15 protein-coding genes and 1 pseudogene are annotated in these 21,428 nt (G+C 34.2%); all 16 read left to right on the top strand.

The genetic code is table 11. The features are described 5' to 3' along the window. Positions 1-6 precede the first annotated feature (6 nt). The 16 genes and pseudogenes from CKF54_RS02650 to CKF54_RS02575 all read left to right on the top strand — a co-directional run bounded on the left by CKF54_RS02650 (position 7) and on the right by CKF54_RS02575 (position 20,460). Positions 7-681 carry an ABC transporter permease subunit gene (locus CKF54_RS02650; protein ID WP_119524736.1) on the top strand — a complete coding sequence of 225 codons (675 nt, stop codon included), beginning with the start codon at positions 7-9 and terminating at the stop codon, positions 679-681. A gap of 8 nt (positions 682-689) precedes the next feature. Beyond that, complete coding sequence (locus CKF54_RS02645; protein ID WP_119524735.1) at positions 690-1,364, top strand: ABC transporter permease; 675 nt, start codon at positions 690-692, stop codon at positions 1,362-1,364. 57 nt (positions 1,365-1,421) lie between these two features. Beyond that, positions 1,422-2,174, top strand: coding sequence for a substrate-binding periplasmic protein (locus tag CKF54_RS02640; RefSeq protein ID WP_119524734.1), 753 nt, complete (start codon positions 1,422-1,424; stop codon positions 2,172-2,174). 114 nt (positions 2,175-2,288) lie between these two features. Further along, the gene (locus tag CKF54_RS02635) at positions 2,289-5,066 is read left to right on the top strand and encodes an FUSC family membrane protein (RefSeq protein WP_119524733.1); all 2,778 of its coding nucleotides are present in this window, start codon (positions 2,289-2,291) and stop codon (positions 5,064-5,066) included. A gap of 92 nt (positions 5,067-5,158) precedes the next feature. Beyond that, positions 5,159-6,607 carry a hypothetical protein gene (locus CKF54_RS02630; RefSeq protein WP_119524732.1) on the top strand — a complete coding sequence of 483 codons (1,449 nt, stop codon included), beginning with the start codon at positions 5,159-5,161 and terminating at the stop codon, positions 6,605-6,607. A 2-nt stretch (positions 6,608-6,609) separates the two neighbouring features. Then, the gene (radA, locus tag CKF54_RS02625; RefSeq protein ID WP_119524731.1) at positions 6,610-8,040 is read left to right on the top strand and encodes a DNA repair protein RadA; all 1,431 of its coding nucleotides are present in this window, start codon (positions 6,610-6,612) and stop codon (positions 8,038-8,040) included. Positions 8,041-8,043: 3 nt separating this feature from the next. Then, the gene (gene ruvA / locus CKF54_RS02620; RefSeq protein WP_119524730.1) at positions 8,044-8,745 is read left to right on the top strand and encodes a Holliday junction branch migration protein RuvA; all 702 of its coding nucleotides are present in this window, start codon (positions 8,044-8,046) and stop codon (positions 8,743-8,745) included. Positions 8,746-8,747: 2 nt separating this feature from the next. After that, a complete protein-coding gene (ruvB, locus tag CKF54_RS02615) occupies positions 8,748-9,749 on the top strand; it encodes a Holliday junction branch migration DNA helicase RuvB (protein WP_119524729.1) in 1,002 nt (333 codons plus the stop codon). A gap of 9 nt (positions 9,750-9,758) precedes the next feature. Next, positions 9,759-10,961, top strand: a complete 1,203-nt coding sequence (locus tag CKF54_RS02610) for a hypothetical protein (RefSeq protein WP_119524728.1) — start codon at positions 9,759-9,761, stop codon at positions 10,959-10,961. Positions 10,962-11,109: 148 nt separating this feature from the next. Then, positions 11,110-14,730, top strand: a complete 3,621-nt coding sequence (locus CKF54_RS02605) for a hypothetical protein (protein ID WP_147396807.1) — start codon at positions 11,110-11,112, stop codon at positions 14,728-14,730. A 379-nt stretch (positions 14,731-15,109) separates the two neighbouring features. Next, complete coding sequence (gene oppB / locus CKF54_RS02600; protein WP_119524726.1) at positions 15,110-16,030, top strand: oligopeptide ABC transporter permease OppB; 921 nt, start codon at positions 15,110-15,112, stop codon at positions 16,028-16,030. Positions 16,031-16,047: 17 nt separating this feature from the next. Then, complete coding sequence (locus tag CKF54_RS02595; protein ID WP_119524725.1) at positions 16,048-16,959, top strand: ABC transporter permease; 912 nt, start codon at positions 16,048-16,050, stop codon at positions 16,957-16,959. Between the two features lie 67 nt (positions 16,960-17,026). Beyond that, positions 17,027-18,001, top strand: a pseudogene (locus tag CKF54_RS02590) (oligopeptide/dipeptide ABC transporter ATP-binding protein); the annotation flags it as partial. A gap of 140 nt (positions 18,002-18,141) precedes the next feature. Further along, positions 18,142-19,167 (top strand): oligopeptide/dipeptide ABC transporter ATP-binding protein, encoded by a 1,026-nt coding sequence (locus CKF54_RS02585; RefSeq protein ID WP_119524723.1) that lies wholly within the window; start codon positions 18,142-18,144, stop codon positions 19,165-19,167. Between the two features lie 104 nt (positions 19,168-19,271). Beyond that, positions 19,272-19,781, top strand: coding sequence for an Lrp/AsnC ligand binding domain-containing protein (locus CKF54_RS02580; RefSeq protein WP_119524722.1), 510 nt, complete (start codon positions 19,272-19,274; stop codon positions 19,779-19,781). A 4-nt stretch (positions 19,782-19,785) separates the two neighbouring features. Then, positions 19,786-20,460 carry a shikimate kinase gene (locus tag CKF54_RS02575; RefSeq protein ID WP_119524721.1) on the top strand — a complete coding sequence of 225 codons (675 nt, stop codon included), beginning with the start codon at positions 19,786-19,788 and terminating at the stop codon, positions 20,458-20,460. The last annotated feature ends 968 nt before the right edge of the window (positions 20,461-21,428 follow it).

The following is a 21,428-nucleotide window of genomic DNA, read 5'->3' as shown; positions in this document are numbered from 1 at the left end:
TGTAAGATGGAGCAAATAAACTTATCTCTGCTAGAGATAGTTTTAAAAGGAGCAGGCTGGACGGTAGTTGTTTCGGTACTTTCTATGCTTTTAGGTATGGTACTGTCAACTATCTTCTTAGGTTTACAAAAAACTCCTTTAAAAATTATTTCAGCACCGTTTGAAGTATTATTAATGATGCTTCGTGGTTTACCGGAAATTGTCTTAATCTTCTTAGTTTACTACGGGGGGAGCCAATTTTTAAGTAACTTTGGGATTAACTTAAATGCTTTTGCTGCCGGAATTTTTGCTTTAGCTTTAATCTTTGCCTCTTATGGTTCGCAAACTTTGAGAGGAGCTATTGAGTCTATTCCGCAAGGACAATGGTTAGCAGCTAAAGCTTTAGGTTTAGGAAGAATGAAAATCTTCTTTGATATTATTCTTCCACAAATGTGGCGTCAAGCTATTCCTGGTTTAACTAACCAGTGGTTGTCTTTATTAAAAGATTCATCATTAGTTTCTACTATTGGTATTAGTGAAATTATCTTTACAACAAGCTCAGTAATTAAAGTAACTCATCAACCATTTACTTGGTACATTATTGCAGCGTGTTTATACTTAATTATTACGATAATTTCAAACGCATTAATAAAACGTTTAGATCGTCATTTCAATGCTTATTTAATCACCAATAATAACTAGGATATGCCATGTTAGAAACTTATCTTGATGCTCTATCAACGATAGTAAAAGGTGTGCCAACTACGCTATACATTACTTTTGGTGGTTTGATTTTAGCTTTTTTTCTTGCGCTAACTTTAACAACAATAAAAAGTATTGCAGCCAAACCTTTTGCTAAATTAGTTGATTTATACGTATTACTTTTTTCAGGTACGCCTCTTCTGTTTCAGTACTTTATTTTTTATTACAGCCCAACGCAATTTGCGTTCTTAGAGGGAACTTGGGTGCTAGAGTTATTTAGCAATACTTGGTTTGTTGCTTTTTTAACTTGTGGTTTAAACTCGGGTGCCTATACAACTATTATTTTTAGTGGGGCAATTAAAAATATTGATAAAGGTCAATGGGAAGTTTGTCGTTCGATGGGATTATCTAAATTCCAAACTTACAAATTACTTTTCCCTTATGCTCTTAGAAGAGTTTTGCCTACCTATTCAAATGAAGTAATTCTTCTTTTTAAAGGTACTTCTTTAGTAAGTATGATTACGGTAACTGATATCTTCGGTTATGCGAAAAACTACTATGGGGAGACCTATGATGCGATTACTGCCTTTGTGTCTGCAGGTATTATCTATTTAGTAATCAGTACCATCTTAACTTTAATTTTAAGAGTAGTAGAAAAACACTGGCTTAAATACGCTATTTAGTTCATTTAACAATTTACGATTTACGATTTAATAATTTACAACTTTAAAAGGATAGCTATGAAAAAATTATTTGCTTTAGGCTTAATTGCCTCTACATTTTTTGCTGGTTTTACAACTTCAGCTTTTGCTTTAGATAAAAATAAAACTTACGTAGTTGGTACTGAAGCTACTTATGCACCTTACGAGTATTTAAATGAAAAAGGTGAATTAGTGGGCTTTGATATTGATCTAATTAACTATGTATGTGCACAAATTGGGATTAAATGTACAGTAGAAAATCAAGCTTTTGATAGTTTATTTTCGAATTTAAACTTTAGAAAAATCGACTTAGTCATTGCTGGTGTTCATCCTACTGAAGCAAGATTAAAAGTTGTTGCTTTTTCTGACGAGTACTTACCAAAAGAGAACAATGTTTATTTAGTTAGTAAAGCAAGTGGCTTAACTACAGTTGAACAATTAAAAACAGTAGGTACACAAGCTGGTACTTCTCAAGCTAAATATCTTGATGAAAAGACTAAATTTAAGATTGTAAGATACCAAACAAATGACCTAGCATTACTTGATTTAAAAGCTAAGAGAATCGACGCTTTTTTAATTACGGAAGAAATTGCTAAACCTTTATTAGAGGATAGTAATGACTTTACCGTAGCAGGTACTCCATTTTCTGATCCATTATTCGGCTTAACCGGACCAGCAATTGGCGTAAATAAAAAAGATAAGGAGTTACTTGAAGCTGTAAATCAAGCTTTAGCACAGGCTAAAGAGAGTGGCTTTATTGACAGCCTTAAAGCAAAATATAAAATGAACTAAATTGAAAAAAAGAACCCTAAAAATATTTTTAGGGTTCTTTTTTACTCTGCAAATTCTTCTGTGGAGGAGTAAAATATAGGGGTATTTTTTAGTCGTTCAGGTTTTTGTAGATTTATGGCAACTAAATTTAAATCCATTATTAAGTATCAATGGGTTAATATTCTACCTACTTTCATTTCTACGAGTATGGTACTAACATTTTTAAGTACTTTAGGACTATACTCACTATATTTACCTATGTGTTTAGGGCTAATTGCCGGTGGTTTGGTAGATATAGATAATAAATTTTCAGGTAAGGTGAAAAATGCTTTTCTCATTTTTCTTACCTTTTTAATTGCGGAAGCTTTAGTACTTTATACTTTCCATAATCTTTATCTTATGTGGGGAGTGGCTCTCGTAGCCTCCTTTGTGTTTGTGATGTCGGGGGTATTTAGTAATAGCTTAAAGACCGTAGGCTTTGGTGGAGTATTAATACTTTGTTATAGTATTTTCCTTTGCTTTGGCGCTTCAGATTTTACAGAAGCCGTAGAAAATCTGCTTTTTATGTTGTTTGCTGCAATGTTCTATACAGGGACTTCCCTTTTAGTGCATGTGCTCTTTCCAAATCGTGGGATTAAGAACAACGTTTCAGATTTATATAACTCTTTAAGTGAGTTCTTAACAATCAAGTCAAGCTTTTTCGATCCAGATGATGAAATAGATCGACGTGCTTTCACGGCAACAGAGCAAGAAAGTAGTGGAGAGTTTTCAGAAAACACCTACTACAATCGTAGCTATGAAAAAGCACGTAATAGTTTGATTGAACAATTTGAAATAGGTAAGTCAGCCTTACTTATTCGTATTAAATCTTTCGGTAAGCGTAAAACAACCAGCGACATGCTTCGTTATTACCTTACTGCGGATAATATTTTTAAAACCTTAGACTTTAATCTGCAAGATTATCAAGCGTTAAAAGATCGTCTGCAAGATAGCGATATAATGTTTAGAATTCAAAGAATTTTAATGTTGTACGCTTCTGCTGCAGCGCAATTTTCGTACGATCTCAAAACAGATCGTATTGCGGTGCTAGATAAGAGAATTCTTATTTCTATTGAACGCTTAGAAGCTTCAATTAGTAAACAACGTTCATTACACTACTATCATGTTGATAGTCTGCAATTACTCTTAACTAAACTTAAAAAAGTATACTGGTTATTACAAAATATTAATAACAATGATACGTTTAAACAGAGTATTCAGCAGTTCACTCCAGAAAAAGGTGCTAAAGTTGGGCTTAAATTTAGAATTCAAGCTCTGCTTGATAACTTTACTTTAACTTCGCCAACATTTCGCCATGCAATACGTGTAGGCTTAATGATTCTAATGTCTGCTTTTGTCTTCCATGTGGTTGACGTGCAGTTTGCTTTCTGGTTTATGATGGCTGGGGTTTTAGTTATTCAACCTCGTTACTCTCTAACTAAGTTACGCGTAAAACACAGGGTATATGGATCTATTTTCGGGGCATTGTTAGGTGCTTGCTTAGCTTTCCCTGTAGAAACTATGCCATTAGAACTTTGTTTAGCCGCAGTAATTACTTTAACTCTTTTCCAAGTTACCAAAGTACTAAACTATGGTTATTCAACTATGTTCTTAACCATGTCGGTTTTCTGTACTTTCCGCTTAGCAGGACTAGAGTTAACTCCAGTGGTAGTAATTGAGCGTATCTTAGCAAATACCATGGGTGCAGGACTTTGTTATCTTGTAATGAACTATGTTTTCCCAGAGTGGAAATACTTAAGTCTAGATAAGAATGTCCGTCAGGTGTATGCTGATAACAAAGGTTTACTCTTATCCTTAGTTGGCGTGTTATTAAAACACCCAATTACTCCGTTTGATTTAAACAAACGTTATCTAAGAGCGCAAAACTCTCATTTAGCTTTACAAAGTGTTGTTTCAAACATTGTTAGCGAACCTAAAATCTATAGCCTTTATATAACCCCGTCAATTAAATTCATGGCTTTAAATGACTATATAGTGTCAAACATGAGTTTAATCAATCAGTTAATTATTGAAGCTTATGAAAATGATAAGCTTGAACAAATTGACGATCAAACTATAGTACAACTTGAAAGATTAGCTTTAATTTTTGCTAAACTCTATAATTATGGCGATCAAGAACTAAGGGACACTATAGGGGAGTTTGTTAAAGAGGCTAATGAATTGGCTAATAATAGCGGTTTTGAAGAAGACTTTGATTTAAACTTCTATCTCAATGAAAAAATAGTAGGGATTGCGGTATCTTTAATTAACTATCGTCGTGAACTAGCACAAATTTATCAAGTGTGCAAAGTTGACCAAAGAATTGAAGAGCAATCAGCTAGTGAAAATAATGATAAGGCTAAAGCTGGCGCTCTGGCTGAAAATAACCAAGAGCAAGCTCCTACAGAACAAGATGATAAAGTTGAAGTGGTTAAAGCTAACTCTAGCGAAGAGAAAGCAGAGCGTGAAGCGCAAACTTCAGACTTTATTCGTCAAGCTGCACAACACTCGATTAACGATATCCGTAAAGGAGTTAATAGTGAACAAGTTGAACAAATTGTTGCTCATCATTTAGGGCAAGAAGTTGTTAATGCTGATAGTGAAGAAGATAAGAAAGAGGAAGAAGTTACCTCTAACAAAAAATCTTCTCTAGAGGATAACGAGCTATTAACAGATGTTAACTATGATCGTAAGCAAACAGATAAGTTAGTTAATCAAGAACTCAAACAAACTCCGCAAACCGAGGAAGATGAGTTAATTGATTATTTAACTGTTCAAGAAGCTAAACTTGCAAAACAAATTGATCAAGATGTGCAAAACAACCTTAACGATGAGTTAACTCGTATCGAAGAAAACGAGCAAAATAATAAATAGAGCTTTTAAACCAATACTAAGTGTTCCTTAGTATTGGTTTATTTTATTATGTTAAAATAATAGTCTAAAAAACTATAGATCTATATAACTTTATGACAAGAATTCCTCAAGAGCAAATATTTTCTGCTTTTATCTTTGATCCAAATAATCCAAGAAGAAACTTAGTTAGTCTTAATAACACTTTACCTGATGGGATCTTTGATCGTAACTCAATTATTGAAGTAATGACCAAGCAAGAGGGAGCAATTCCTGAAGAATATACCTATGAGGTATATGACACTCCGGAGTGCTTACTTTTAAGAAATGGTTTACTGGTAAAGGTATATAAGCATGAGTTTGTTAAACTATACCAAGTAAAAGTTTATAAGTTTAACTATGCTAATGTCTTTCAAGAACCAGTGCTAGTTGAAGAGTTAACTTTTCCTTTAGAGCAAAAGTTAGAACTAGGCAAAGCTCTATATTTTGATCATTATGGATTACCATTTTTAACTAAACTATTAGCGCCGAATTTTCCTTTAATTGCGAGTAACGATAAAATCTTACAAATAAAGCCTTTATTAAGATTTAGCGCTAAAATTTATGATAATACTCCTTTTATTAGTGAGGGGAGTATAGATCCATTTTCGCAACCACTTGAATTAAGAGATTATAGTTTTGAGTTAGTTGGTGAGCAAGATCTTTTTAGTTCTTTATGTAACAACAATGGTTGTACTTTATTTGAACTGCATGATCCAAGCTTAGTTAATGGCTTGCCTGCATTAAGTGATTACGTAGTTCCGTTAGAGAATAAGGTAGAGCCAGAGAAAGTAACACCAGCTTCTTGGCGATTAAGTTACACTGAACATGTGCTTTCTTATGAAATTGAAGAAGAAAGTGAAGAAGAGGCTGGAGAAAAAGACTTTCCAATTATGATTTATGATAGTCCATTTGTTCGACCTAAGAAACTAAATTATTACTTAACTAAGTTTCATAATCGTAAAAACTGTTTTTATCAAAACTTTACTCAAGCTCTGTCAAGTAACTGGTCGCATGAAACTTTTAAATTTGTTCCAGATCAAGAGCATATTCATCTCTTAAATTATTTACATCTATTTAATCCGTTAAAAAACTTTGAAGCTAAAGTAATACAACGCGAATTAGACTACTATACTAAAGATATTACAATCTACGATATCAGGGATAAAATCCTGAAAGCGCAAGAGTATTGGTTTGTTTTATATCTTTGCTCAAATTTTGCGCCGAATGATTACACTAAGGAAATGCTAGAAGAATATAGTTTACTGTTAAAGAATATAGAATCTTATATTCGTCGTCTTAGTGTTAAACCTGATGGTGAGTTTTTAGAGAGAGCTATGGGAGCTTGTGCTGAAATACGCCAGGAGATTGCTTATTTAGAGAAATACCCTGTAAATGATCAAGATGTTGGGCGAATAAGTATTCGTCATCTCGAGGCTGGTGTCTCGTTTGTTAGAGCTCTAGTAGCGCTTAGAACTCTATACTTAGCTAGGTTTGGTACCAATACGGAAATTCTTTACGATTAAATATGACCAATAAAAAAACAAAAACGGTTTATGTTTGTAATAACTGTGGATTTGATTATCCAAAATGGGAAGGCAAATGTAGATCATGTGGAGAGTATAATACTTTTCAAGAATTTAAACTTGAAGCTCCAGCAACTACTGGAGCGCAAGTTGTCAACAAACTAAAATCCCGCGAAGCTACTTCGAAAGGTGGTTATGCCGGTTTATTCAATGATGGGGTAAAACGCATTAGCCAAATTGAAGTACAAAAGATTGATCGCACAAAAACAGGCTTTTCTGAATTTGATCGCGTGCTTGGAGGTGGTTTAGTTCCTGGATCTGCAATTTTAGTAGGTGGACATCCAGGGGCAGGGAAATCAACGATTTTATTACAAGTGGTAACTAAGTTAAGTGACCACAATAAAATTCTGTATGTTACAGGGGAAGAGTCTCTTGAACAAGTGAAAATGCGTGCTGAACGTGTTGGCTTGCCTGCTAAAGATGATAATCTTTTAATGCTTTCAGAAACTTCAATTGAGAGTATTATTAGCGTTTGTGAGGAAGAAAGACCAGATCTCTTAATTATAGACTCGATACAGGTTATGTCTTTAGATGGTATTAGTTCAAGTCCAGGTTCGGTTTCTCAAGTACGTGAATCAGCAGCAGCTTTAACTCGTTATGCTAAGCAAACGCATACTTCGGTAATTATGGTTGGGCACGTAACTAAAGAGGGAGCTCTGGCTGGTCCTAAAGTACTAGAACACGTAATTGACTGTTCTCTGATGATTGAAACCGCTGAAGATTCTCGTTACCGTATTATTCGTTCAACAAAGAACCGTTTTGGTGCTGTCAATGAAATCGGGGTGTTTGTGATGGATTCTTATGGTTTACATGAGGTAAAAAATCCATCAGCTATCTTTTTATCTCGCACCGATGAACCGGCTCCAGGCTCTTCAATAGTAGTTTTATGGGAGGGTTCTCGTCCTCTAATTGTTGAGATCCAAGCTTTAGTTGATAACTCTAATAAAGAATCATCACGTCGCATTTCGAATGGTTTTGACGGTAATCGTTTACAAATGTTGTTAGCGATTATGGCAAAACATGGTAGTACGCAAATGTACAATCATGAAGTTTATGTTAACGTGGTGGGAGGGATTAAAGTACAAGAGACTTCTGCTGACCTAGCTGTAGTTTTAGCTATTTTAAGCTCATTCTTAAATAAAGTAATTCCGCGTAACTTAATAGTTTTAGGGGAGTTAGGTTTAAGTGGGGAATTGCGACCAGTGCCTATGGGACAAGAGCGTTTAGCTGAAGCAGCTAAACATGGCTTTAACATGGCAATTGTGCCTGCAAGTAATAAAGTAAATATTGATATTCCAAATTTACAAATTTACCACGTAAAAAACCTTAAACAAGCCTTTGCTGTACTGCGAGAAATTTTAAATCAAGAATAAAATATGTATGGAAGCTTACATGGGATTTTACTTGATAAAAGTACTAATACCATTTTAATCGATTGTCATGGGGTTGGTTATGAAGTAACTGTCCCTTTAACCACCTTTCAACGCCTACCACAGGTAGGAAATAAAGTATTTCTTTTTGTTTACCATAAAGTTGGGGAAGATTTTCAACAACTATATGGTTTTGCGCATGCAATCGAAAAGAAACTTTTTGAAGAACTAATAAAATTAAATAAAATTGGTCCACGCATTGGTTTAGCGGTTCTTGGAATGTATGACTTTTCTTATCTTTTAAATATTATTAAACAAAAGGATGTAAAAGCCCTACAAGCAGTTCCTGGGATAGGGAAAACCACAGCTGAACGTATGCTCTTAGAGCTAAATAATCGCATGGAAACCTTAAAAGAACTAGTGTCTTTAGGTAAACAACAAATGCAAATGCTTCAACAAGCTTATAAAAAGCTTGAAATCGCTCCAGAAACAGATGATGAACCTTTAACTAAGGTTATAGTGCCAGAGTTTAATGAGCATGAAGAAGATGATGACCAAGATGTGATTAGCTACTCAGCAATGCAGGCTTTAGTAAGCCTAGGACTAAAAGAAGATCAAGCGCAACAGCTTATTAAGAAAGTATACACCCCTGAAATGACTGTAGAAAAATTAATAAAAGCTTGCCTTGATTTTTATAAAGGTAAATGATTATGAGAGAAGATAATCGTCTAATTTCAGCTCAAGAAGCACAAGGGGAAAGACAGCCCGATCGTGCTTTACGTCCTCTAGCTTTAGATGACTATATTGGGCAAAAGTCAATTGTTGAATTACTCTCAGTAGGAATTCAAGCTTCCAAAAGAAGGGGAGATCCTCTAGATCACACTTTAATTTTTGGACCGCCTGGTTTAGGAAAAACGACCTTAGCTAATATTATTGCTAATGAGATGGGAGTTAATATAGTAACAACTACCGGACCGGTGTTAGAAAAAGCTGTGGACTTAGCTGCTATTCTTAATAGTTTACAAGCTAATGATATTCTATTTATTGACGAGATTCACCGTTTACCGGCTAAGGTAGAGGAAGTGCTTTATAGCGCCATGGAGGATTACGAGATAGATATCCTGATTGGTGAGGGCGCAGGAGCTAATACTATGCGTTTACCTCTGTCTCCTTTTACTTTAGTTGGAGCGACCACTAGAGCGGGAAGCCTAACAGGACCTTTATATGCTCGTTTTGGTAATCACTTTAATTTAACCTTCTATGAAGTTGAAGAGTTAGCACAAATTATTATCAATTCAGCTAATAAATTGCACATTGACATAGATACAAGTTCTGCAGTTGAAATCGCAAAACGTTCAAGAGGAACCCCTCGTATTGCTAACCGCCTCTTACGTCGTGTACGTGATTTTGCAGAGGTTTACAATGGTGGCGTAGTATCGCATGATTTAACTTGTTTAACGCTCGATAAGTTAAATATTGATAGTAGTGGCTTAGATAGATTAGACTATCGTCTGCTAGATACTTTGATTAAGCAGTTTAATGGTATTGCTGGGATTGAAGCCTTAGCTTCTTCTTTAGGTGAAGATAAATTAACTATCGAAGACGTTGTTGAGCCTTACTTAATCCAACAAGGTTTTCTTATTCGTACTCCTCGCGGTCGTATGGCAACAGATAAAGCAAAGCGTTACATGCTTAGCATTGAATTAAAATAGGAATTTCTAATGTTAAAAAAACTAATTACAGTTGTAAGTTCTTTAGCGTTAGCTAGTATGAGTCAAGCTTTAACTTGTCAGCTAGAGGTTAAAAGCCAAGAAGATTATTATAATTATCAGTTTGTGCATGTTCCATCATGCAATTTAAACATTGCGACTAGAGATTATGTAGTTTTTCCTGCTTATAAAGGTTTTGACTTGAACCTTAGTACTGGAGTGGTAATGCAAGACCAAGTTGCTCGCCAGTTTTTTACTCCTCTTTTAGTTGCTAAGGAAAACGATTTAGGTGCTCTGAAAAATTTTGCTTCAGATTACTACAACACCTACTTAGCTTATGCTCCACAAGCTAAATATGCTTTTGTCATCGCTGATTACCTTGATTATGGACAACAAGCAGATTTAAATGACTTTACAACGACTTCTTTATTCATTAACCAAAAGGATCAAGTAAGTTTTACAACAAACCATGTAAAAGCATTAACAGTAGCAGATGGTGATCTATGGTTAGCTCCTGAAAAAACAGTAGCAATTTTAGTAGTTGACTATCTGGGGGTTACAAACCAATCAGGTTTTACTATTCTATTGCATAATCAAAACAAAGAGCAAAAAGTAAAAATTTCAACTTCCCTAAATACTTATATGGACGCTTTACTAGCGCATGCCCAAGAGCAATCTAACAAAGGGAATGGTAGTAGTGTAAGTATTACTAACGGTAAGGGGGATGTCGTTATTAGTGGTGGGACAATTAAGGCAGGTAATGTTAACATTTCTGGAGGGAATGTAAGCATCTCTAACACCAATATTAATGCCGATCAAGAAATTAACCTAACTGCTAATGAGCGCCTTGAGGTAAGAAAATCTGAACTAAACGCTCCAGAGGTAAATAGTCAAGCTCCGCAAATAGTAGACGATGGTTCTTTATCTGGTTTAATGAGCCAATATCAAATTCCTCGTATTGTAGGTATTTTCCCATACTTCGAAGAAATTTTAAGCTTGGATAAAGTTAATGCTAGTCGTCCTCTTATAGACCCATTTTTAGCGCAAGGTAAAGCTTTTGATTTAACTTCTCAAGAGCAAGTTGAAAAAGCTATTAGCGCTTATGTAAGTAATTATAGTGACAATAGCTATTTATTAACTATTCTTCCTAGTTATAGTAAAGAGGTATTAAGCTTTTATAACTATCAAAAGAATAATCCAATAGAACAAGAGTAGGCACTCACTAGAGCAATAATTTGCTATAGAGATTTGCGGGAAAACAAAGTATAATATAACAAGCTTTAACCAGATAGGTATTATTTACTAAGTAATACTGATTCTATTTTAAATTTACTTAACCATTTTAAAAATCATCATGACTGAAATGAGAAAAATAGAATGGCTACGTAGAAATCCAACATTCTTTGCTGAAGGGTTAGAAAAGTCGGTAAGTCGCTTTACTAACAATGAAACGAGTAGCCTTTTGCATAAATTGGCTTTTAATGATTTTTACTTAAGTGGCTATGCTTATGCGATAGAGCACGCTTTTGATGACACAAGATATATTTGTGCGTTTTCAGTTCTAGAGCAGTATATATATAATTATTTTGGCGTGGTAAATCATGAGAATGATTTATTAGCTTTATATTTAGTTGACAATAATGTCTCCAAAGTAAATCTTCATAGTCTACTTAAAAGACAGATAGCTGAACACTTTGATAACAACTTAAAAGGTAATTTACCTGTTTATACTTCGGTAGAGGCAATTAACTCTGCTGGGCTTGGAGTTGCGATCTTAACTTTAGATGAGCTACCTGATTTTTTAGTAAAATTTGAAGGTTTAGTAAATAGAAGAAAAGTTGCTTTACAAAAATATCTAGAAATCACGAAAAAGATTTTAGAGAACAATCAGGGCAAAGATATTAAGCTAAATGACCCAAGCGTATCTCCTGAATTAAAAGAGCAACTAATTGCTTTAGCTCAAGAAGAGAACTTAACTTTTCTTTTCCCATATGGGCAGTTACAAACAGCAACCAACCTATCGCTCTATAGCTTAAATGCTAAAGCGCAGTCTCTTTTAGACTTCTTCACAGAAAACTCAACTTCATACGAAACGAGTAAAACTGTGTATGGGAAAATGGAAGATGGGACAGATGTAGAAATTTCGGATAAAACTTATCGTTACACTACAGCTCCTCTTGGTTTACTGTATGTCTTAGATGGTTATCTGTACAACTTACCTAAGTACTATGCTAAACGAGCTGGTTTAATTCCGTTTATGCGTGCCTTAAATCCACAAACTATGTTTTGGTGTGATTTATTCCGTCAAACACAACGCTTAAACTTAGAAGATTTAACTAGTTTAGTAGTACGTAAAATCTATCCTAAGATTTTAGATACTCTAGTACCTTACTATGCTCGCCTCGATAATATTGGTGGGAATAAAGATCGCGTAAACCTTACTCTCTTGAATGAATATCAAGATTTACGTAACTTTGTAAATGGTAGTGGGGTAAGTACTTCTGGACCTTATACAATTCGTTTATCTCCTAGTAAATTCTTAAGTAGAATTAAAGGAATTGATGGGCAGCTTTTAACAGCTTTCTCTTTTGCGGTAAGACAACGTAAAACTTTAATCGTTACTGATAATATGGAAAGAACGGTTGAAGAAGTTGAAGCTTTATTTGAGCAAGCTCCAGAGTTACGCAATCACCTAAACTTTTTAAATATTATCTCTGCTGAAGATTTAACTCTATTTAGAACACAATATGAAGTTATTGTTATTTTAAAAGAGGTTAAATTAGATCAAGATTTATTACCTTTAATCAATAGCTCAGCTTGGCGTCACCAAGAAGTAGCTTCTCCGCTAATTATTTATGGTACAGACGTTAATAAACTAGAAGCGAGTTATCGCGGTGATCAGGATAGTTTAGAAAAAGTACAAGAGAACTTATTTGAACAACAAAAAGCAGTGTTAGATTTCTTACGTAACCGTCGTATGGTACGTAGAAACAATTTACCAGTAGATGTAAACTTTTACTACACGCCAACGTTATCAGCAACTGATACGGTATTTAGTAATTATTTTGACCACCAAGAACAAAGAAATTGGAATAGCCAATTATCAAGTGATAAGTTCTTAACTGTGCGTTTAAATAATTTAGAAATCTCTTACTATCCAAATTTAAATGGTAACTTGTTTGCGCTAGCAGGCGTTAATCGTAATTTCTTTACAACGCCAATAAGTGGCAAACAAAATCTAAGTGATGAAAATATTTCTGGCAATATATATCATCTAAACTTAGACTCTGGTGATTTAATTAGCAACCTTTCAATAGCTATCCACCGCTTAATTAGTTTATTTACCGAGAGAAAGAAAAAAGTTTCGCATATGCGTAACGTTTCTGCTTTCTGGGTTGTAAGTGATAGTCAAGCAGCTTTATTACCGGTTTACGCTAAATTATTTACTAATATCTTTAATAAAGAAGAAAATGCTGGAGTAGTGGTAAAACAATTTGCTGAGATTAAAGATCAGCCACTTTCACCAACATCAATTCTTGCAGTAGATAGTAAATACGATCAAGTGCGTAATGAAGCTTATGATAATGTTGTAGCTGTAGTTGAGCAAATCAAAAATAACTTTGTTGCAAATTTACTAGAGCAAAGTTATCACGATGACTCAAAACCAGGCTTTTCTTCAGAAGACTCTACAATTGTTGATCAGATTTTAAATCAAGACATAGATAGTGATATCTTATTAGCTGTAAATTACATTAGTCAGTTAAAAGTAACTAATCCTAAATTAGTAAATGCTGATTTAGAGCTAGTTCTTGATTTCTATGAAAACAATAAAGAGTATTTTGGTGAGACAGAGTTAATTTTATTAACGCGTTCAGACTACTTACAATATTGCCGTGAAGCAAATCCAGACGTAATTGTAATTGAAAACTGTCTTGATCTGTATAAGCGTGAGACTGCAAGTGAATTTGCAGAATTTGTAAAAAATCTCTTTATTGAAAAACGCTCATCTTTAGTGTTTATTAGTTCTCCAGAGCCTGCAACTGATGGCGTGGTAAAATTAGCAGATATTACGGGACAACGTATCCCAACTCAGCATTTAATCTGCGATTTACCAACAAGTGATCGTTATGCTTACGGGATTAACTTTAACGCTATGGAGTTTAAAACTTTAAGCGATAAAGAGTTTAAAGCAGATGGTGATCCTCAAGCTTTAGCAGCTTATTTAAAAGAGAATTTAGCTAAAGCAAAAGTAGCACGCCTTGAAGCTTTTGATTTACCTATCTCCGCTTATAATCTGCCACAAAATCCTAATCCAGACTATTATTTAGTAGATAAGGGGCAGTTAGAAGCTAAGCGCCGTTATGGTTATATCCCTGCTTTAGGGGAAAAAGCTTTAGATATTTACGTCCCATATTTAGATGTAACTAAATCTAAAGTGGTAAACGCAGCTTTAAGTATTTTATTACAACCGCGTAATAACAAAACTCGTGGCTTAGTAGTAGTTAATAATGCTAAAGCTAAAGAGTTCTTAGCTGCTCTAGCACCTGAATTTGGTTTTGTGGTTCATGACTACAAATCTATTGAGTTAGAGCGTGCAGTCTTTAGTCATGCGGTAGTGATAGCTGATCCAGAAAGAGAAATTCCTCAAGCTGTAATTCAACAAGCAACTTTATTAGCTAGAGGCTTTAAATCTACAGGTAGCGTATTCTTATTAGCCAATATGCAAGAAATAGCGCCTACTTTAGGTTTTCTTGCTTTAGATAGTACTGTTTTTAGTGGTGGGTTACTGATGAACTATTATCCACCGATTTCTCAATTACTGGAAAACCCAACAGCTACTTATAAGATGTTACGCGTAGATTTCTTCTCGCCATACTATTATTTAGAGCATAACAAGGATACTTATTCATTTGTAAATACTCCTTCGCTCAATGAATTAATGAAATTTTTTGGCAGTAAACCAGCGCGCTCATCTGGTAACTAAGAGAGCTTAAAGGTTTATTTTTCTAAGAATATTTCGAATTTATAATTTTATTTGAAAATGGATTTCCATAAAAAAATGGAAATCCATTTTTTTATGCTGTATAAACGGATTTATTTGGTAAAATAAAATTAACCTACTGATATAAAAATTAGAATAAAAGAATTATTAAAAAGATATTGTTAGCTCTTGAAATATTTATAAAATCATAGTAGGATAAATAAGTATTTGAAATATTTATACTTCATTAAAGAGCGAAAACTTCGATGAAGTTAAGTTTGTTTTTAGTTTACTAACAAAAGTTAGTTGTTGTTTATTGTTGTTATCTTAATTAATATTGTCGTTAGGTCATTTTTAAGATAACGAAATTAGAGTGACCTTTATGTATAAGTATATTTTTCGAAGAATTTTAGAAGCAATTCCTACATTGCTAATACTTATCGCAATAACTTTCTTCTTAATGCGTTTAGCACCAGGTAGTCCATTTACATCTGAACGTGCTTATCCGCCTGAAATTATTGCTAACATTGAAGCGAAATATCACTTAAATGAACCTATATGGAAGCAGTTTATTATTTATCTAAATAATCTTCTCCATGGTGACCTAGGACCTTCATTTAAGTATAAAGACTTTACTGTAAACCAATTAGTAGGACAATCTTTTGGAGCTTCTTTAAAACTAGGTTCGATTGCTTTCTTAATCGTGTTAGTTTTAGGGATTACAGTTGGGATTATTGCTGCACTTTATCAAAACACTTGGATTGACTACTCAGTAATCAGTCTTTTAGTTGTTGGTTCGGTTATACCAACAATCGTGGCTGCTCCTGTTTTAATCTATATATTTGCCGTTAAGTTAGGTTGGCTTCCTTCCGGAGGTTGGAACGGTGGGGCTACAAGGAATATGATCCTACCGATCATTATTTACGTTTACGGTAGTATGACTTTCTTAGCTCGTATTACACGTGGTAATATGATCGAAGTTCTAACCAATAACTACATTCGTACCGCTAAGGCAAAAGGTTTAAGTACACGTTACATTATCGTACACCATACTTTAAGAGCTGTGGCTGTACCAGTTGTACAAGTACTAACTTTATCTTTTGTTGGTTTTATTACTGGTTCTATTATCGTTGAACAAATCTTTGGTATCCCTGGTTTAGGGCAACTATATGTTCAAGGGGCAACTAACCGTGACTATGGTCTGGTATTAAGTATTACTATCCTGTCAGGGGTATTAATTGTTGTTGCTAATATTGTTAACGATATCCTTATGGCTGTGGTTGATCCACGTATTAAGTTCTAAGACCTTAGGAGATTGGTATGTCAACAGAAACTCTAAATAAAAATAATGGAGCACCTAAGGCAAACGAAGTCGAAGAATTAGAAATTGATTCTCGTTCTTATTGGCAAGATGCTTTAATTCGTTTTATGCGTAATAAAGCAGCGGTAGCTTCAACAGTTGTTTTATTGGCAATTTTACTATTTGTAATTTTTGCACCATTTTTTACACATTGGAACTATGAAGATATTGACTGGGATAACATTTCTTCAGGTCCTTCATCTCTTCACTTATTAGGAACAGATGAAAATGGTCGTGACGTGTTAGCTCGTATTGCTTACGGCGGTCGAATTTCCTTTACTATCGGTTTCCTAACTGCAATTTTCTCAATTATCATTGGGGTAACATACGGAGCTATTTCTGGTTACTTTGGTGGTCTAGTAGATAGCTTAATGATGCGTACTTTGGAAGTACTAGATTCATTACCTAGTCTATTTGTAATTATCATGGCTTTAGTGTTCTTTGGTAATTCATTAGTAACCCTAATTGGTTTAATGTCAATTACAGGTTGGTATGGTAAAGCTCGTATGATCCGTAGTTTAACTATTGCGGTAAAAAATCGTGAGTATATCGACGCTGCTAAAGTAATTGGGGTAAGCAATCCAAAAATAGTATTAAAACACATCGTTCCAAACTTAATGTCGACGATTGTTATTTACTTATCTTTCTCAATTCCAGGCGCAATTGCTGGTGAGTCAGCACTTTCATACTTAGGTCTAGGGGTTCAAGAGCCATTAGCTTCTTGGGGTTCTCTAATTGCTGACGGTTCATCTGTGATGCAAGTAGCACCTTGGTTACTTTTCTTCCCATCGTTATTCTTATCGACAACCATCTTCTGTTTCACATTTATCGGTGATGGTTTACGTGATGCTCTAGATCCAAAAGATCGTTAAGAATAATTTCAAAGGTATAAGATCTTTAGCAAAGTCTATTTGCTAAAGGAGATAAAAGGATAAAATGATGTCTAAGTTACTATTAGATGTTCAAGACTTAGAAGTAAACTTCAGAACCAATGATGGGGTAGTAACCGCTGTAAATAAATTAAATTTCCAGCTACGTGAAGGTGAAACTCTTGGTATTGTAGGTGAATCAGGTTCTGGTAAATCGCAAGCATCTTTTTCTTTAATTGGTTTATTAGCTTCAAATGGCTTTACCAATGGTAAAGCTATGTATGAATCTAATTTTGGGAAAGTAGATCTTCTAAGTATTGATGATAAACAATTAAACCGTATTCGTGGTAATGAAATCTCAATGATCTTCCAAGATCCAATGACTTCATTAAACCCTTACTTAACTATCGGTGACCAATTATCTGAAGTTTTAGTAATCCACAAAAGAATGTCAAAACGTGATGCTTTAAAAGCTTCAAAAGACATTTTAGACGCGGTTAAAATGCCAGAAGCGGAAAAACGTTTAGCTATGTTCCCGCATGAATTTTCTGGTGGTATGAGACAACGTGTAGTAATTGCTATGTCTCTACTCTGTAAACCAAAAGTAATTATTGCTGATGAACCAACAACCGCACTTGATGTAACGGTTCAGGCGCAAATAATGAATCTTCTCCGTGAATTACAAAAAGATTTTAAAACTTCAGTAATTCTTATTACCCACGACTTAGGGGTAGTTGCAGGCTTTTGTGAAAAAGTGCTTGTAATGTATGGTGGTAGAACCATGGAGTATGGGGCAACAGATGACATTTTCTATGATCCTACACACCCATATACGCAAGGTTTATTAAAATCAATTCCACGTATTGATAAAGATGACATCAAGTTATCTTCAATCCCTGGTAACCCGCCTAACTTACTAAATCTACCAAAAGGTTGTCCGTTTATGCCTCGTTGTGAGCACGCTGTAGAAGCTTGTAACGGTTTAGCGGCTTTAACTCCATTTGGTAATGATAGACGTCGTGCGTGTCATATTCCAGAAGAGGAAATGACAAGACGTTATCATAAGTTACATGAAGAATTAACAGGTGAGAAATATACCGAGGTTCACGCGCATTATTTCAACAATCGTGATGTAATTGTGGATCACAATGGTATAGCTCTTAACAAGTAAAAGAGGTTAGGCAAGTGACTAAAGAACTTAAAAAAGGCGATCTGCTTTTAAGTGTGCGTAACCTTGATGTTAAATTCAAGATTAAACGTTCAGGTGGGCTGTTTTTTAATAAATATAACACTCTAAAAGCGGTTAAAAATGTAAACTTTGATTTACACGTAGGGGAAACCTTAGGTGTAGTCGGGGAATCAGGTTGTGGTAAATCAACCCTTTCTCGTGCTATTGTAGGTCTAGTTGAAGGTGAAGGTAGTGTTAAATTCTTAGGTGAAGAATTAATTGGTATTAGTCAGCGCAAACGCCGTAAATACAAAAAAGATATCCAAATGATCTTCCAAGATCCTTCGGCTTCTTTAAATCCACGTATTACTGTTGGTGAGCTAATTGCCGAGCCTCTACAAATTCACTTCCCTAAAATGTCTAAAAGTGAAATTCGTGCGGAAGTATTATCAACGATGAAAAAAGTTGGTTTACTACCAAACATGATTAACCGTTATCCGCATGAATTCTCTGGTGGACAAGCGCAACGTATCGGTATTGCTCGAGCTTTAATTACTCGTCCAAAAATTATTATTTGTGATGAGCCTGTATCAGCTCTAGACGTATCTATCCAAGCGCAGGTAGTTAACCTACTAAAAGATTTACAAAAAGAATATGGGATTAGTTTAATTTTTATTGCCCACGACTTATCGGTTGTTCGTCATATTTCAGACCGTGTACTAGTAATGTACCTTGGTTCTGTATTTGAATTATCAAGCTCAAAAGAGATTTTTGATAATACCAAACACCCTTATACTCGTGCATTAATGTCGGCAGTACCTATCCCAGATCCACATCTAGAAAGAGATAAGAAAATTGAGTTCTTAGATGGTGATTTACCATCACCGATAAACCCTCCTTCGGGCTGTGTATTTAGAACTCGTTGTAAATATGCAAGTGAAGGGTGTGCGACTAAAGCGCCATCTCTTGATAATGTTTCAGAAAATGGTGTAGAACCGCATTTTGTAGCTTGTTACAATCTCATAAATGTAAAAAATGTTTAATAAAAAAGTGCCGACGTTTGTCGGCATTTTTTTATTAAATTTATATAATTAGCTAAAAAAAATTATATAATATCAGTTATAAAAGTAGATAAGGTTAGTTTAAAATGTCCGTTTATAAATACGATGATCTAGATGCGTATATTTTGCTCCAATTATCACGTGACCCTAATATCTCATATCGTTCAATTGCTAAAGCCTATGGCATTAGTGTAGGTACGATTCATGTGCGTTTGGATAAAATGCGTAGCGCTGGCGTAATTGAAAAAGCTAAAATTCATATAGTATCTGAAAAGCTAGGCTACGAGATTATGTGTTTTATAGGCATAACCTTAAATTCAGCACATAGTTACCGTAGCGTAATTGACCGTTTACGTGACATCAATGAAGTTACAGAGGCTTACTATACTACAGGACGCTACTCTATTTTTATAAAACTATTAGTAGATAGTATTAGTTCATTGCATCGAATTTTAACCGAAAAAATTCAAAGTATTGAAGAGATACAATCTACTGATACAATCATATCTATGGATAGACCTATTAGTCGCCAAATAAATCTCTATGAAGGCAACCTTGAACTTGCTATAAATGAGAAGGATAACGGGGAGACTTAGCTAGATGCGCAATATTTATTTAATTGGCCATATGGCCTCAGGAAAGACAAAGGTTGGGCAATTATTAGCAGAGATGCTAAACATTAACTTCGTTGATACTGACACTAATATTGAAAGACTTTTTGGTAAATCAATCAATGCTATATTTAAAGACGAAGGAGAAACACAGTTTCGTATTTTTGAAACTGCTGTTTTGCAACAAACTACTTTAATTGATAGCACCGTGATTTCTACTGGTGGTGGGATCTTAACCAGAATGCGTAATGGTCTTTACATGAAAGACTTTGGTTTTGTTATCTACTTAAAAATAGATATCAATACGCAAATGACTCGCCTCTTAACTGATGAAGAATTAAGCAAACGACCTATAGTAAAAAATTGTAAAGATGAAGCAGAATTACATGCTAAATTAGTTGATTTACATGAAAAGCGTAATTTAACTTATGAATATTTTGCTGACTATACGGTTGCGGTGAAAAACAAAAGTCCTATGGCAATTGTTGAAGAAATTATTGCTTTCTTAAATAACAACAAAATCATTTCTCAACGAGATTTTCTTGATAGTTTTGCGGGACGTGTACAACACAACCCTTATAAACGTATTCGCCGAGCTAAAGTTGAAAAAGATGGTGAAAGCTCCGGTGAAGAAAAAGAATATCAATTCCTAGATAATGAGTAATTTTTTACTTCTTAGGAATGCAATAATATAGCAAAGCAATTGATAGTTCTAAGCTTTGTTGTACAAAAACTATTTTACATAAACTCATAAATGCTTAGCTTCTTCAAGAGGTCTAAGCATTTATGAGTTTATAGATGACTTGCAGTGGGCTGATTGCTTAAAGAGTAATTAGAGCCTATAAAAATAATTTGCTAAGATCTTGCTTTTTACTTTAAAAACATGTATAATATGCAAGCCGAAAGAAGACTGTTTGATTGTTTAGAAATCGAATGGTATAACTACTTGCTTTCTACCCATGTATAAGTTTTTAATTTATAAACTTAAGAATTTGGTAGAAGGTTAAACGTTTAGCGAAGAAAATAAGCACACTTAATTAAAACGTTTAAGCAAATGTTTAACTTAACATTTGTTAAAGTAGCTTCTTAGGTTTAATATAATTCAGTAAAAGTATTAAGGAACTAAAATGGAATTCTTAAGCTATATCGATGTTAGCATTACTGGTAAAAAATACAAATAATATTTTTTACTTTTGCTAAATAGTTTAGTGAAAGGATTTAATTAAAACACATAGTGTTTTAATTAATTTTTTAGGTAATACTTTTTTTGCGAGAGATCTTGCATAAAGTTACCCTTAATAACACACTATAAACGTTATTAAGCCGGTGTATTTTCGTACCTATGAAATCTAATGCCATCATTTGGTACAACAAAAAATCTAGTGAACTTATTTTACAAATATCGTTTGTTTTAAATATAAGCTAGTCTATCAGGTATTTGAGCTTACCATTTGAAGTGATAAATTACCTGCCTGTATAAGGAAAACTTAAGAATTTGCCCGTTTTATTGGCTAGTATAAGAGTAATATCTTATATTTGCATATTACGGTTTAATTATTATTTTTATAAGTTAAAGGTTTGGCTAGTTAGAGCAATCTGACTAGCTTTTTATCCTGAAATCCGTACTTTTGT

The organism is Psittacicella hinzii, assembly GCF_003585885.1.
Taxonomy (GTDB): Bacteria; Pseudomonadota; Gammaproteobacteria; order Enterobacterales; family Psittacicellaceae; genus Psittacicella.
This window is presented reverse-complemented; position numbering and strand designations above follow the sequence as displayed.